Genomic DNA, 13,805 nt, shown 5'->3' with positions numbered 1-13,805 from the left:
CGCCTGCTCCCAGCGGAGCTCCGACGCACTGGAATTATTGAAGGACGTTGCATTGATGGAAAGGCGCGCCGGCGGTGCGGCCAGCTCCATCGATCAGGCAACCACGACTATCGATCGTCCCGGTGGACCCGATCGAACCACCAATTATCAAGACGCTCCAGCGTCGGCGCGGTGCCGAGAATAATCTTATCGAGAATGCATCCGGACAAATAGGCGAAGGCAATACTCACGAGATACACGCCGAAGCCAACGACGGGATAATAGTTGACCAGCAGCCACTCCATCGGCGCTTCCGGCATGGCTCCAACGACCAACCAGCCGGGAAGAGCGCTAAGCGCCAGAAAAAATCCACGCGTCTTGCCGTCGAGTGCGAGATAGGCCACGACGAGCATGAACAGAACATAAGACGCATAGAGACCAACGCAGATCAGGCCACCTCGATTGAACTTCACGCCCCTTGTCTCCTGTTATCTGCGATCTCATCCGGCTTTTGGCTCACCTGAAAGCGGTATGGATAGCCAGCGCCGTAACCAGCAACACGAGAATACAGATCCCAAATCCGATCCAACCTGCAACCACCTGCCGGAGTTCGACACGTCCATTCGCATCGCGGCGATACCACGGCCACTGCAATGGCTGCGGAGTTGCACTGAATGGTTCGACATAGATCCAGCCGAATGAAAGGACTGGCAAGGCAGCTCGCGCGATCGAATATCCAATCAGGTCGACCAGTATTTCAAACGCTGACATTGCAAAACTCACGCAGCGGTAGAGACCACACTTTTTTAGAACATAACAAGAACATTGTCAACCACAGGTTTCACCGCGCCTCGCCACCCCGTTCACACCCATCCCTGCTCGACGTACCGGATCGGCCGGTTGAACGCAGTCACCCTGCCCGGCTGCTCGTAGCAGATCGCCATCAATCCCAGCGCATCCGCGGCATGGCTCGACCAGTCATGCTCGGGGCCGAGCCCGATGTTGCGCGTCTCGTCCTTGCGCTCGTGATAGAAGCCGAGCGCCTCGCGGCCAGGCTCGGTCGTCTCTGCATTGAACCAGAGTTGCGGCCCGAGCCGCCGCAGCGCCTCGATCCGCATCATCGCCGCACCCGGGCCCTGGTTCTTCACCGGCGGCTCGACCGTGAAGCCCGCCTCGCGCAAATGATCCTCATAGCGCTTGCCGGTGATGTTGTTGGCGGCGATGCCGTCATGCGGCAGATAGAGGATGGCGTTGCCGTAACCGCGCGATCGCAGCCAGTTGACGTGAAACGCCAGCACCTGGCCGACGCTCTCGTAGTAATCGAGAATGCGAATTTCGCTCCCGACCCACTGCACGACCCAGATCGTGAAGGCATCTGCCGCAGCGCCCGCGCCGCCGATGTCGATGAAGGCGCGGAGCGGCAGCAGCGGATCGGCGGCAACTTTTCCGATCCGCCCCTGCGCACGCGCCTCCGACAGCAGCGAGGCGAAGTAGGCGCCTTCGAAGGCGCGCGCATATTCGCCTTCCCAGATGTGATCATAGCGCTCCGGATAGAGCTTCTGGTCGAGCAACCGCTCCTCCGTAAGCACATCCGGAAACCAGGGGTTGTCGCGCCAATTCGCCTTCACGACGGCAGCCCCATCCGGCCGGCGCCCGCGCAGAAAATCGTCGATTGCATCGCTCTTGCGGCGCGGATTCCAGCTCGCCCAGAGCTCGGAGTCCTTGGCGCGGATCGTCGGCCGCAGCAATGCGAGGCTGCGTGCGCTCAACGACTGCGCCTCGTCGATCCAGGCGATGCGAAATCCCTCCAATGATTTGATCGAGTCAGCCGTGTGATCCTGAAGCCCGCGGAAGATGATCAAGCCGTCCCCGGGTGTCTCGATCTTGTCGCTGAAGAGCTTGAAGCCGTGGCCAAGACCAAGGCTCGAGATCTTGCTTTCGATCAGCCGCTGCGAGGACTGCGCCAGCGTCCGCTGTGCCTCCCGGATGCAGACCGCGAGCGTACCGCGCTCGGCCTGGCAGGTCTCGACGAGGAGCTCGCCGAAGAAGTGCGATTTTCCCGAGCCGCGTCCACCGTAAACGCCCTTGTAGCGCGCAGGTTTCAACAGCGGCTCGAATATCTTCGCCGTCGGAATTTTCAGAATGGACAATGGATGCGCTCGCTCACCCTAGGGCAGACCGATGCGCCTGCGCCACATCGCGGACCAGTCTTCGTTGCTTGATTTGGATTCCCAAATCATTGAATGGATTGATGCGAACCAGGCAATGCCAATTTGCACGCGACTTGCTCAACCTGTGATCGATGCGCTATTCTGAAGTTGCCCCCTCTGACCGCTCACCAGAGAACCTCATACAGGAATCGATTCGTGAAACTGAATCGGATGAAGCACTTCACCTCGTTGTCGATGCTTGCCGCGCTTTTGCTGTCGTGCGCTGGCCTGCCTACCCACGCTCAGGAAGGCCCCAAGAGCTTGTCCAACAAGAATTTGTTTAACAAGAGAGCGCCCAATAAGAGCGCGCCCGGTCAATGGCGCCCGAAAGACGGCACCTATGCAACGCCGGGCCGCAATTTCGATGCAAGATGCGGGGAATACGGCGACACACAGATCGACTGGAGCGGCAATTTCATCTCGGGCGGCGAGGAGGGCTGCAAGATCACCAAATTATCGGATACCGCTCCCGGCAGCATCAGACTCGACGTGGTCTGCGATTCCGCTGACAGAGAAGGACATCCGTACAAGGAGATCATCCTCCTGAAGAAGATCGACAAGAAGACGATCTTTCTTCGCGAAACCCAGGACGGGAAATTCAAGCGACCCGGCGGCTCGATGGCCTATTGTCCGGACAGCGCACAACGGATGTATAGCGACTCCAGGAAGAAGGGCTGATCTGAATTCCGGCAACTTTTCGCAGCCCGCCGGTTCAGGCGTCGCACCCGGCGGCACCACCGCTCGAGCCCGCCGGATACACGATGATGCGCTCGATCCGGTGAATCAATTCAAGCACGCCATCGTCGCCGTTCTCGATCGGTTGCGCGGCCTTGCCCCAGCCGCGATCCAGGATCGCATTGGCGGCCGAAACACGCGCCGCCGGCGTCGCGTCATCGCTGCGCATGATGCCGACGAGCACCCTGAGAGCAGTCCTGGTGTGGCTGCGCGCAAGCGAGCGAATTTCGGTCAGGGTGCGCGCGTTGGACGTCCTCCTTGGCGCCGGCAAGCGAACCGGCTCACTCACGAGCGCAATTTCCATCTCCTCGCTCAAGACAAAATCTCCCACAGCACGATTGCAACCAGGCCCGCGAGCGCGAGCGATATCAGATAGGCGGTCATCGTCTCTCCACGAAAAAGAAAATGCGCGGCAGATCGCCTGACGAAGCGCGATCGTTTCGGGCGCGAACCCTATCTCCGTAAAGCCTGGAGACCGCAGCGGCGCGGGCGAACAGCGCCCAGCGCCGCGAGGCCGGCACGTTCGCGCGTGCACGGCCAGCAATGGTTCGGACGGCGGCACGCCGATCGGCGCTTCCTCAACGCGTATCAAGCGAGTGCGTGGCCGTGATGCGTGGGCCACCGTCCGATTCTGGAATTGGGAACGAAAAAACCCGCGGCGGATTTCTCCGCGCGGGTGTTACGAACTTTTCGATGATGCCACTATGCCAGTGTTTTGCCCGACGGGTCAACCTCTATTTCGATTTTAACGAAATCAGGCTTCGTTCAGTCCGGCGCCGCGCTCGACCACGGCAGCTTCTCCCCTGGAATGTATCGCCGTCCTTGTCAACGTAGCCGTCGGTGATGAGGCGCACCAGCTCCTCGTGCTCGTCATCACTGAAGGCCATGGATTGGCCGATGTCGCAGAGAACGGCGACCTGGGCGTCGGTCAGCATGGGAGCCTCCAGACGAGACAGGAACTGAGGTGGCAAACTGTTCCTCGCCGCTTCCGGAAGCCGGCATGTGTGCGCGATCACGCAAGGGCAACGCGAGTTGCCTTAAGCCTGAGCCATGGCTTCTGCCCGAGGAATTCCAATGAGAACCTTCGCGATCCTGCTCTCGCTGCTCATCACATGCTGCCCGGCGTTTGCCGAAGAAGCCCCAGATTTCTCCGGCGTATGGAAGCGCGACTGCGAAAAGAGCTCCGGCCTGAAGATCTGGCGCAACGACGACTACCAGTTCTCGGTCGCGTTCTGCGGCCCCGGCGGTTGCGGCATCCCGGCGTTCGTTCCCCACACGCCGATCGCGGGCGATCCGAAGTTCAAGGTCGTGTCGGGGGCGGAGATCGGCTTGCGCCGTGTGGACGTCGCCGACGCGTGGCTGATGTATCACCGCTGCTCGCGCGATCCCGCGTCGTCATTCGAGACCAAGCCGGCCGAACACCTTCGGGAAGCCAAGTCCGCCCCGGCGTTGCAATGAAAAAGCCCGCCGCGGATTGCTCCGCGCGGGCTGAACCAACTTCTATCGATGATGCCACTTTGCCGGTGTTTTGCCCGACGTGTCAAACCAGCGATCTCGATCGGCATGCGGCAGGAAGCGCTGGCTTTCATTCCCGATAGCGGATCACGAGCACTCAGATACCGGCTAGCCAAGCGTCTCAACGCTAGGCAACATTCCAATGGAATACCGCTTCCGCGAACTCTGGACAGTCCGGCTCACAGCACCTTGCGTTGAAACAATCACCCCAAAATGCCGGACGAATTCGCGGCCATCATGCTATCGACGCGATAGGCTCCATAGCATTAGAGCTTTGACGCGTCTCTGAATCTGATTCCCCCAACACCGGCTGTCTTGCAGGCATCCTTGAGGACCTGATCGGAGATGATGGTTGCGTCCATATGGGCCACTCTGAAAACGTGTGCGCTGCCTATCGCTTCTTCCCTGAAGACAAGCTTGGCTCCGCCCTCGACCAGAATGCTGTAGTATTTCATACCGAAATTTCGGTACTTTGGATCTTCGACGATGCCAACCTTTAATCGTGACTGCGATTCGTCCACCGCATCAAGGACACGCAGGACATCACACAGCCAATAGTTCGGTCCGTCGTAGCGACCCTTCCCAAGCCGGACGTCACACGGCGTAAAGGCAAATCCGGCGTGATCGACCGCTTCAAAGACCGCCTTCATTCGGTCGGAGATCAGCCAGTAGTGAGATAGTTCCAAATCCCGTGGAGCACGCCCTATCTTCTTGTCAAACAAGAAGCGCGGCGGCTCGGGGTAATTTGGAAACCCTTCCCCCCGAGGCGATTCAAGCATTCCAGTATCCGGGGCGAGCACCTTGATATTTTCAATAACAAATCCCGCCCGCCCGAGACGATAGTCGGGCCCCATCATGTAAAACTTGGGCTTGATGGTCCTGGATCGTTTCTCAATCGGCTTTGATTTTTCGTCGCTCATTCTTATAAGCCCCGCCCGCGTGTGTCCTAGATAGGACCGTCATCACTGCTCATTCAAGACGCCGCGTCGGCGCAGAAGAGTACGGGTAAGCCGGCAAAACGCTCGGACGCTCTGTAACGCGCCGTGAAGCGCTCGTGCTCGTCTCCGCCAAACGTGTCGCCGTCTTTGACGACTGCCCCATGCTCGACGAGATAAGCGGCCAGGCCCGTCACTTTATCAATCATTACGGAAGGCGGAAGTTTACCGGTCTCGAATTCAATCTCTCGCCCCGCAAACGCCGACAGTCCCATGGTCACGGCGCCTATCTTCGCCTCTGAACGGAATGGCAGGATGTCGACCCACAGGGTGAAGGGATAGTCGGGAAACGGCGCAAACGACTGACCCGACATCTCCATCCAAAGCTTGGCGGATCGCGCGACTTTGGTACCCCATACCACCGCACAGCATTCCGGCATCGTCGCTATCAACGCACCGATGACGCCGGTCGTCAGGCGAGCAGCCGGCAGCGGTCGCAGGTTTTGCCCCAGTTGCCGGCTTCTCCAACAGAACGAGGGCAAGGAGGGAATCACTCATCGGCGGCCCTTTGAACCTCACTCATCTTTCGCCCACAGGTTGAAATTTCACATCTGAACAAAACAAGAACATTGTCAATGGTCCAAACGCCCAAACTGCTTTTCCAGACACGTGCGCCGCAGCAGACTGACAACAGCGCCCAACTACAGGCTTGACCCGGATGCTGCGCAAAAAACCCGCGACGGATAACTCCGCGCGGGTCAACCAACCTACTTCGATGATGGCATTCTGCCAGTGTTTTGCCCGACGAGTCAACTTCGATTCAAGCGCGGCGATCGGGCGCGGCGCATATGCGATGCCGGCGGCATGCTCGGCCAGGCTAAGCCCTCAGGCCCCACGGCTACGCCGCCTGCGACAGCTCCGGTGTCCGCTCGACCCGCCCCTCCAGCAAGGCGATGGAGGTCCGCAAATTGTCCCTGCGTGCCCGCAACGTCAGGGCCAGCATGGAATAGGTGGGACTGCCGGGATCGGCGTTCCCGGCGTTGCGCTCCTCCTCGAGAATGTCGCGCTCAAGCATCTGGATCCGCCAATTCAGGTCGGAAATCAGGGCATGGAGCTGCAAGGACGCGGTCGCTTCGAAACGGGACGGTGACTGCATGGGATCGCCTCAATCTGGATCAGCCCGAATGGCCGGGCCGGGATTAAGACGCTGTGCAGCAAGAGGGATGCCACTCACGAAGCGACGCTGCTCAAGCGCGCGAGAGCGACAGGCAGCTTACTCCTCCGCAAGCTTCCGCTCGATATAGGCGTCCACCGTTTCGGCGAACGAGCGCTGCACGCCGACCGCTGCGCCGTGCTGCTCCAGCATGTCGCGCTGGAGCACGCGCAGGCCGCGCCCGCGCAGGCAGGCCGGCGCCGTGTTCAGATATTGATCGATGGCGCCCTTGGCGACCGGGATGGCCTTCGGGTCGCCCCTTGCGATCAGCAGACGCAGGAGGCTCTGGCACTCGGCCAAACCGGGCATGGCGGCGCCTCACGCCTGCTGCGATCTCGGCTTCGGCCGCTTGACGGGCTGGGTGTGGGTGCCGAACAGCATCAGCAGCAACGCGACTTCTTCCTTCGAACCGACCTGGATCATGATGATCTCCTTTTCGCTTCGTTGGTCGGGGCGGCCCGGAAAAGCGTTCAGGACAATCGGGTTTCAGGATTGTTTCAAGCGTGTTTCGTCGGGGGCGGCAGAGGCTTCCTGCTGCAATACCACGTGGCGAAACCCGCAATTCCGCCGGCGACGGCATAGAGAATCCTGTCCCGGTCGAATGGACTGAAGAGATAATTCCCGAACCAGTCCGACGCCGCCCCCCATGCGAAGACGAGCAGCTCGAGGAACTCCAATTGCGCCTTGGTCCGTGGCCGATCTTGCCATCATGCCGGTGCTTTGCCCGACGGCGCAAACTTTATTCAAATGCAGCAAGCCGGATTCGGCGGAATGAAATCTGTTCGCGCCAAGCTGACACATGTCGTCCGCACGGGCGCAGTTGAAAGCTTCGGAGAGATCTTCGATGTACTACGTCGCCGCCGCATTGCTGGTGCTGTCGGGACTGCTCTACTCCTCGGGCCATCACGAGCTCGGCCAGTTTGGCGCCGACGTCTGCACCTATGGCGGCGTGTTCTGCGAGAACCCGGTAGTCGTCTTCACCGGCGGCACGCTGGCCGCCGCCTGGGGCTTCTTCGTCAGCATCAAGTAACGGCGCGCTCAGGGGACAAACACCTCGCTGGTGTCCATGCGCACGTTGCGGATGGCGCGGCAGGCCTCCATGGTCGCGCGATTGCCTTCCTCCACGAAGTTCAGCAGCAGCGAACGTCGCCGCGCGCCGGAGCGGTTGCAGGTCGCTCCGTGCGGGAGGTCGGCGTCGAACACCAAAATGTCTCCCGCCTCACCCGCCGTGATGAAGGACAGGGTCTCCTCGACTTGATCAAGAGATCCAGGGTCGAGATGACGCGGGATCACGCGCGTGGCGCCGTTGTCAGGTCCGTAAGCATCGAGGAAGACCAATGCGGCTACGGCTTTCATGCCGACGCCATCGCGATGCAACGGCTGGTGGCCGCCGTCCTTTAGCGGCTCGCGGCCTTCGACCTGGGCGAGATAGAACGGACCGCCCAGCATCTGCGCGCCCGCCGCCAGCAGCGGCGGCAGCCGGCAGGTCCGCTGCACCGTCGGATCGAGATCGACGAGGGCGTGGCGCCAGCCGGCGCCGCGGGGGGCGGCCCACTGATCGGCGGTCCCCACGCCGGAATCGAAGGCCGTGCACAGCGCAGCGCGCCACGCCGCAGGGACTGCCCCCCGCAGCAGCAGATAGCCGTCGCGGTCCAAGCTTGCAGCTTGCTCTGCGTCCAGCGGCTCGACCTTCGTGGGAGGCGTCGCAAGGCTCATAGCGCTCCCTACAATTTCAAGGTGTTTTTAGCAAGAGAATCGCGCAATCTCTCCAGCAAGCTGTCCGTCGCGGCCGAAAACAAAAAGCCCGCGGCCGGTCACGGCGCGGGCATCGACTGTTCTTGCGATGATGACCTTATACAGGTGTTTTGCCCGACGGGTCAAACACATTTCGCTAAATCGGAAATTTAAGCGACGTGCTGCACCTCTGTCGGGAATTTTTGTTCCCTCGCAGCCTTTCGTTACGGACTTGTCCCCTCGAGCCCCCTTCATGAACGACAGCACCCTCGCCCCGACGAAATCCGCACCGACATTGCTGAAAAGGCTCGGCCCCGGCCTCGTCACCGGGGCCGCCGACGATGATCCGTCGGGCATCGCCACCTATTCGCAGGCCGGCGCGCAATTCGGTTACGGGCTGTTGTGGACGGTGTTCTTGACGACGCCGTTCATGATCGCCATTCAGCTCGTCAGCGCACGGATCGGCCGGGTCACCGGCAAGGGGCTGGCCGCCAACGTGATGCAGATCGCGCCGCGCTGGGTGGTGCTGGCGCTCGTCGCCATGCTGGTGGCCGCGAACACGTTCAACATCGCGGCCGACATCGCCGCGATGGCCGAGGCACTCTCGCTCGTCATCGGCGGTCTCAACCATGAGCACGCGCTGATCTTCGCAGCGGGTTCCACGCTGCTCCAGGTGTTCCTGCCCTATCGCCGCTATTCGCCGGTGTTGAAATTCTTGACGCTGGCGCTGTTCGCCTATGTCGCAACCGCCTTTACCGTGAAGATTCCGTGGAGCACGGCGCTGCTTGCCGCGGTGTGGCCGAAGGCCAATGTCAGCGCCGACTATCTCATGATGGTCGTCGCCGTGCTCGGCACCACCATCAGCCCTTATCTGTTTTTCTGGCAGGCCTCGCAGGAGGTCGAGGAGATGAACCAGGGTAAGCACCACAAGCCGCTTCGTGAGCTCAAGCGCGGCGGCGATCCGGAGCTCGCGCGCATCCGGGCTGACACCATCGCCGGGATGCTGCTCTCCAACGTCATCGCCTTTTTCATCATCCTCACCACGGCTTCGGTGCTGCACGCCAATGGTGTCACCAACATCAATTCGGCAACGGAGGCTGCCGAGGCGCTGCGGCCCCTCGCCGGCGACTTCACCTTCGCGCTGTTCGCGATCGGCATCATCGGCACGGGCCTGCTCGCGATCCCGGTGCTGGCGGGCTCCGCAGCCTATGGCGTTGCGGAGATTTTTGGCTGGCACGCCACGCTCGAGGCAAAGCCCGACGAGGCCGCCGGCTTCTACACCATCATCGCCGCCGCGACCGCGATCGGCTTCGGACTCGGATTCACCGGCATCGACTCCATCCACATGCTGATCTGGAGCGCCATACTCAACGGCATCGTCGCCGTTCCGATCATGGCGATGATGATGCTGATCGTCTCGAGCAGCACGATCATGGGCCGCTTCAGGGCCCGGTCGTGGCTGATTGCGCTGGGCTGGGCCGGCACCGCGCTGATGGCGCTGGCCGTCCTCGCGCTGCTCGGCTCGTCGGCGGTTGGCTGACTAGAGCGGCGACAGCGCCGCCGAAATCTGCGAGGCGATGACGAAGGCCGCGAACACGGCTGGCACGCTGATGAACCGCAAGAACTGGTCTACCGAAAGCATCGCTGTCTCCCCCAAAGACAAACTGACAAAGCTCCTCCGCCCGCCGCGCTACTCCACCCCTTGCGCGACGTGCTGACCGGCCGTCAGAAACTGATCGGAAATGGCCGCCCCACTCACCGTGAACAGCGCCAGAATCAAAATCATGGCCGGAAATTTCATGGCCCGAAGCTCGGTCCCGATTGTGGCTAAAAATGTCAGACCCTGGTGCGTTTTCGCGACGATCCCGGGAAAGATCATGGCCAATTTTTCAAGGAATTTTAGCCGGCTTTCCGTCCAAATAGGGCGGAAAAGCATTGATCGCCGCACTGCTGCGGGCTTCACGCCGGTCCGTGATTGGCCGTACAGTTGCGAGCAGGCTGGGCTTGCGACCCCGCCACAAGAAAAACAAGGCCCCGCCGGGCAACAGGGAGCGACATGACCAGATCGTCAAGAGCAACAAGCCTCGAAATTCTTTCCTGCGATGCCGGCTGGAGAAACTACCATTTCGTCAAGCTGACGACGGAGGACGGCATCGTCGGCTGGAGCGAGTTCGACGAAGGCTTTGGTTCGCCCGGCGTCGGCGCCGCGATCCAGCGCCTGTCCGCCCGCGTCATCGGGCAGAACGTCTTCCAGCACGAGCGCATCTACGCCGAGCTGTTCGCGGCCACCCGCCCCGCGGCCGGCGGTGTCGTCGCCCAGGCGCTCGGCGCGATCGAAAATGCGCTGCTAGATGCCAAGGCGAAGTGTCTCGGCGTACCCTGCTATGAACTGCTCGGCGGCAAGATCCGTGACCGCGTCAGGGTCTACTGGTCGCATTGCGCAACCTGGCGGATCAATCATCCGTCCTGGTACAAACCGCCGATCGAAAGCCTCGACGGGGTCAAGGCGATGGGCCGCGAGGTGCGCGAGAAGAAATTCACCGCGCTCAAGACCAACATCTTCTCCTATGACGACGGCAAGCCAACCGGCTGGCGCCCCGGTTTCGGTTCGCCCTTCTCGCCCGAGATCAATGTTGACCGGAAAATCCTGCGCGATCTGCGCATGCATCTGGAAGCAATCCGTGATGGCGCGGGTCCTGACGTCGACATCCTGCTCGACTGCAACTTCAACGCCAAGACCGAGGGCTACCTGAAGATCCTGCGCACCATCGCGGATCTCGACATGTTCTGGATCGAGATCGACAGTTTTAATCCGGAAGCGCTCGGCTACATCCGCCGGCAAAGTCCACATCCGATTTCGTCTTGCGAGACGCTATTGGGCCTGCGGGAATTCCTGCCCTATTTTCATCAGCAGGCGATGGACGTCGCGATCATCGATACGCCCTGGAACGGCGTGTGGCAGTCCATGAAGATCGCCGGTGCCGCAGAAGCGTTCGAGGTCAACGTCGCCCCGCACAATTTCTACGGCCATCTGTGCTCGATGATGAACGCGCATTTCTGCGCCGCCGTTCCGAACCTGCGTATCATGGAGATCGACATCGATCGCCTCGCCTGGGACCGCGAGCTCTTCACCCACGAACCGGACATTCAGAATGGCCATCTGGTCATCCCGAACCGGCCCGGCTGGGGTACCGAGCCGAACGAGGAAGCACTGCGCGCGCATCCGCCGAAGACGAGCGGCGGCCTCCTCAACTACGGCCGAAAAATCTGATGCCCTTACGGCGTCACGGGATTGACGGTCGGGGACATCTTCGGCCCCGGCCGCTCCGGCTCGACCATCGATTTGGGTTCGGTAGGAAGTACCTTGGCGCCGGCGGCATGGGCCGCCTCACCCGTGTTCGCGTACATCGCAACGTGAGCCGGCTGCGTCTTGGCACGATTCCACGGCCCGTGATCGACGATCAGCATCGCAGCAATCGTCAAGCCGGCCACGATCAGCGCAATGACGCCGGGATGGCGAAGCGCCGAGGACATGGAGTTTGCGAAGCGATCAGTTGCCATCGAATGACCCATAGTTTTTCCTCTCGCAGGTTAATTCAAATGCGTCCCGCGAGTTCCGCCATTCGGCTAAGCAAGTTTCAAACCATCACATGGAACTTGACCATCACGATGCGTTTACTTTTTCACATCCGGACGCGCATCGCCGACGAACTTGTCGCGGTTCGGCATTTTGACGGCTGCGAGCGATTTTGCATCGAGGGTTGCGTCAGCTCCCACGAGCCCGTTCAGGTTCAGGACGAAAGCGGACACCGCATAAACGTCTTCGTCGCTCAGCGATTGCGGCGCGTTCTGCGGCATGGCGCGGCGGATGTAATCGAACAAGGTTGGTGCATAAGGCCAATAGCTACCGACGGTCCGGATCGGCTTTGGCGTTCCGATCGTGCCCTGACCTCCGACGAGCCGATCCCCCAATCCGCCCTCGCCCGTGTCACCATGGCATGAGGCACATTGCTGAGCGAACACCTCGCGCCCGTGACTGACTGAACCGTTCCCCTTTGGAAGATTGCTGCCGTCGCGGCCGATATCGATACTCCAACCCGCTATCTCGGCCGCCGTCGCTGGCCGCCCGATACCATATAGGCTTTGCGCCTGCGCTCCGCCCGCGAAGGCACACAGCACGATTGCGAAGGTCTTGCCGCAAGTCTCACGCCAGCGCATTGGTCACCTCGCCGTCAGCCGCGATGCGCCAGGGCCAGATCGCGTTGTTGTGGTAGAAATAATTCTCGCCGCGCACAGCGAGCAATTCGGCCAACGTCGGCTGTACATAACCGGTCTCGTCAATCGCACGGCTCTGGATCACGGCGGGCTTACCGTCCCATTGCCAGGGCAAGCGGAAGCGCGTGAGGGCGCGCGTCAGCACCGGCTCCTGCAATCGCGCCGCCTGCCAGCTCTTGCCGTCATCGACCGACACTTCGACGCGAGCGATCTTGCCGTGCCCGCTCCAGGCGATGCCTGTGATCTCCTGAAAGCCAGGCGCACTCAGGCGCTGGCCGCCCGAGGGCCGCGTGATGATGGACTTCGCTTCCATGTAGAAGGAGAACTCGCGCGCCGTGCCGTCCGGCAGAAGGTCGGTATATTTCGAAGTCTCCTCGCGCGAATAGACGGGCTCCGCAGTCACATGGAGGCGGCGCAGCCATTTCACGCTCATATTGCCTTCGAAGCCGGGCAGGAACAGCCGCAGTGGATAGCCCTGCTGCGGACGTAACCGCTCACCGTTCTGGCTGTAGACCAGCATGGCGTCCTCGAGACACTTCTCGATCGGAATGCTTCGCGTCAGCGCAGCCGCGTCGGCGCCTTCGGCGACCACCCATTTGGCGTCGGGCTTCAACCCGGCCTCATGAAGCACCAGCTTCAGGCTGACGCCGGTCCATTCCGCGCAGCTCACCAAACCCACAAGGTCAGATGCCGTCTTGCCGTAAGGCTTGCTGTAGCCTGGATTGCCGGAGCATTCGAGAAAATGGATGCGCGACTCCGACGGAAAGCGCCTGAGATCGTCGATGGTGAAGATCAAAGGGCGCTCGACCAAACCGTGCAGCATCAGCCGGTGCTGCGCCGGATCGATGGTCGGAACGCCGCCATGATGCCGCTCGTAGAACAGCCCGTTCGGCGTGATGATGCCGTCGAGGTCCTGCAAGGGCGACCGGCTGGACGCAGAGATGTATTGCTTGAGAGTCTTCGGGATGTTCCTGACGACGCCTTTCTCAAATGGCGATGGCGCGCCATAGAGCTGGCCTCCCGTCGGCTCGCCCGGCGCCTTCATCCATTCGGGCACATTGGGCGGAAGGTTGTCCGTCTCGGCCACAGCAGCGTCCGCACCGAGAACTGCGCCTCCGAGCGCTGCCGTGCCGGCTGTCAGGAAACGGCGGCGTGTGGCCGTCACGGGATCATCGTCGGAACCTATCGTGCTGCTCATTGCGGACCCTC

At 61.2% G+C, this 13,805-nt stretch carries 19 protein-coding genes; 5 read left to right on the top strand and 14 right to left on the bottom strand.

The genetic code is table 11. The features are described from left to right. Positions 1 to 107 precede the first annotated feature (107 nt). The 3 genes from BMW89_RS03525 to BMW89_RS03520 form a co-directional block, all read right to left on the bottom strand. The gene (locus tag BMW89_RS03525) at positions 108 to 452 is read right to left on the bottom strand and encodes a hypothetical protein (protein ID WP_092022712.1); all 345 of its coding nucleotides are present in this window, start codon (positions 450 to 452) and stop codon (positions 108 to 110) included. A 43-nt stretch (positions 453 to 495) separates the two neighbouring features. Next, positions 496 to 750 (bottom strand): hypothetical protein, encoded by a 255-nt coding sequence (locus tag BMW89_RS37200; RefSeq protein ID WP_143062695.1) that lies wholly within the window; start codon positions 748 to 750, stop codon positions 496 to 498. Between the two features lie 92 nt (positions 751 to 842). Further along, entirely contained in the window at positions 843 to 2,129 is a 1,287-nt protein-coding gene (locus BMW89_RS03520) for a PBSX family phage terminase large subunit (protein ID WP_092022710.1), read from the bottom strand. 216 nt (positions 2,130 to 2,345) lie between these two features. On the opposite strand from BMW89_RS03520, the gene BMW89_RS03515 reads away from it, so the two are divergent. Continuing rightward, complete coding sequence (locus BMW89_RS03515) at positions 2,346 to 2,867, top strand: hypothetical protein (RefSeq protein WP_143062694.1); 522 nt, start codon at positions 2,346 to 2,348, stop codon at positions 2,865 to 2,867. 34 nt (positions 2,868 to 2,901) lie between these two features. Here the strand turns inward: BMW89_RS03515 and BMW89_RS37745 are convergent, their stop codons facing one another. Both BMW89_RS37745 and BMW89_RS03505 read right to left on the bottom strand, forming a co-directional pair. Then, complete coding sequence (locus tag BMW89_RS37745; protein ID WP_244547499.1) at positions 2,902 to 3,240, bottom strand: hypothetical protein; 339 nt, start codon at positions 3,238 to 3,240, stop codon at positions 2,902 to 2,904. A gap of 418 nt (positions 3,241 to 3,658) precedes the next feature. After that, positions 3,659 to 3,859, bottom strand: coding sequence for a hypothetical protein (locus tag BMW89_RS03505; protein WP_244547498.1), 201 nt, complete (start codon positions 3,857 to 3,859; stop codon positions 3,659 to 3,661). A 139-nt stretch (positions 3,860 to 3,998) separates the two neighbouring features. Here BMW89_RS03505 and BMW89_RS03500 point away from each other — a divergent pair, with 139 nt between their 5' ends. Continuing rightward, on the top strand, positions 3,999 to 4,382 hold the full coding sequence (locus BMW89_RS03500; protein WP_092022706.1) for a hypothetical protein: 384 nt from the start codon (positions 3,999 to 4,001) through the stop codon (positions 4,380 to 4,382). A 323-nt stretch (positions 4,383 to 4,705) separates the two neighbouring features. Here BMW89_RS03500 and BMW89_RS03495 read toward each other — a convergent pair whose 3' ends face one another. From BMW89_RS03495 to BMW89_RS03480, 4 genes are all read right to left on the bottom strand, one after another. Beyond that, positions 4,706 to 5,359: an imm11 family protein gene (locus BMW89_RS03495; RefSeq protein WP_092022704.1), complete on the bottom strand. Its 654-nt coding sequence runs from the start codon at positions 5,357 to 5,359 to the stop codon at positions 4,706 to 4,708. Positions 5,360 to 5,412: 53 nt separating this feature from the next. Beyond that, a complete protein-coding gene (locus tag BMW89_RS03490) occupies positions 5,413 to 5,916 on the bottom strand; it encodes a DUF4261 domain-containing protein (protein ID WP_244547497.1) in 504 nt (167 codons plus the stop codon). 356 nt (positions 5,917 to 6,272) lie between these two features. Continuing rightward, positions 6,273 to 6,530: a hypothetical protein gene (locus BMW89_RS03485; protein ID WP_092022700.1), complete on the bottom strand. Its 258-nt coding sequence runs from the start codon at positions 6,528 to 6,530 to the stop codon at positions 6,273 to 6,275. 117 nt (positions 6,531 to 6,647) lie between these two features. Then, positions 6,648 to 6,896 (bottom strand): hypothetical protein, encoded by a 249-nt coding sequence (locus BMW89_RS03480; protein ID WP_092022698.1) that lies wholly within the window; start codon positions 6,894 to 6,896, stop codon positions 6,648 to 6,650. A 535-nt stretch (positions 6,897 to 7,431) separates the two neighbouring features. Between BMW89_RS03480 and BMW89_RS03470 the strand changes: the two genes are divergently transcribed. Beyond that, the gene (locus tag BMW89_RS03470) at positions 7,432 to 7,617 is read left to right on the top strand and encodes a hypothetical protein (RefSeq protein WP_092022694.1); all 186 of its coding nucleotides are present in this window, start codon (positions 7,432 to 7,434) and stop codon (positions 7,615 to 7,617) included. An 8-nt stretch (positions 7,618 to 7,625) separates the two neighbouring features. On the opposite strand, the gene BMW89_RS03465 is transcribed toward BMW89_RS03470, so the two are convergent. Beyond that, entirely contained in the window at positions 7,626 to 8,303 is a 678-nt protein-coding gene (locus tag BMW89_RS03465) for a phytanoyl-CoA dioxygenase family protein (RefSeq protein ID WP_092022692.1), read from the bottom strand. A gap of 271 nt (positions 8,304 to 8,574) precedes the next feature. Between BMW89_RS03465 and BMW89_RS03460 the strand changes: the two genes are divergently transcribed. Then, positions 8,575 to 9,861 carry an NRAMP family divalent metal transporter gene (locus tag BMW89_RS03460; protein WP_092022690.1) on the top strand — a complete coding sequence of 429 codons (1,287 nt, stop codon included), beginning with the start codon at positions 8,575 to 8,577 and terminating at the stop codon, positions 9,859 to 9,861. Positions 9,862 to 10,011: 150 nt separating this feature from the next. Here the strand turns inward: BMW89_RS03460 and BMW89_RS03455 are convergent, their stop codons facing one another. Continuing rightward, positions 10,012 to 10,200, bottom strand: a complete 189-nt coding sequence (locus BMW89_RS03455; RefSeq protein ID WP_092023376.1) for a hypothetical protein — start codon at positions 10,198 to 10,200, stop codon at positions 10,012 to 10,014. 177 nt (positions 10,201 to 10,377) lie between these two features. Between BMW89_RS03455 and BMW89_RS03450 the strand changes: the two genes are divergently transcribed. Continuing rightward, positions 10,378 to 11,592 carry a mandelate racemase/muconate lactonizing enzyme family protein gene (locus tag BMW89_RS03450; protein ID WP_092022688.1) on the top strand — a complete coding sequence of 405 codons (1,215 nt, stop codon included), beginning with the start codon at positions 10,378 to 10,380 and terminating at the stop codon, positions 11,590 to 11,592. 5 nt (positions 11,593 to 11,597) lie between these two features. Here BMW89_RS03450 and BMW89_RS03445 read toward each other — a convergent pair whose 3' ends face one another. From BMW89_RS03445 to soxC, 3 genes are all read right to left on the bottom strand, one after another. Beyond that, positions 11,598 to 11,894 (bottom strand): hypothetical protein, encoded by a 297-nt coding sequence (locus tag BMW89_RS03445; protein ID WP_177195797.1) that lies wholly within the window; start codon positions 11,892 to 11,894, stop codon positions 11,598 to 11,600. A gap of 102 nt (positions 11,895 to 11,996) precedes the next feature. Continuing rightward, complete coding sequence (locus tag BMW89_RS03440) at positions 11,997 to 12,539, bottom strand: c-type cytochrome (protein WP_092022686.1); 543 nt, start codon at positions 12,537 to 12,539, stop codon at positions 11,997 to 11,999. Continuing rightward, entirely contained in the window at positions 12,526 to 13,794 is a 1,269-nt protein-coding gene (gene soxC, locus BMW89_RS03435) for a sulfite dehydrogenase (protein WP_092022684.1), read from the bottom strand. The genes BMW89_RS03440 and soxC overlap by 14 nt, the downstream gene beginning before the upstream one ends. Positions 13,795 to 13,805: the final 11 nt, after the last annotated feature.

The sequence above is a fragment of the Bradyrhizobium sp. OK095 genome (genome assembly GCF_900109945.1).
Taxonomy (GTDB): Bacteria; Pseudomonadota; Alphaproteobacteria; order Rhizobiales; family Xanthobacteraceae; genus Bradyrhizobium.
The sequence above is the reverse complement of the archived record's forward strand: the minus strand, read 5'-3'. Positions and strand labels throughout refer to the sequence as shown.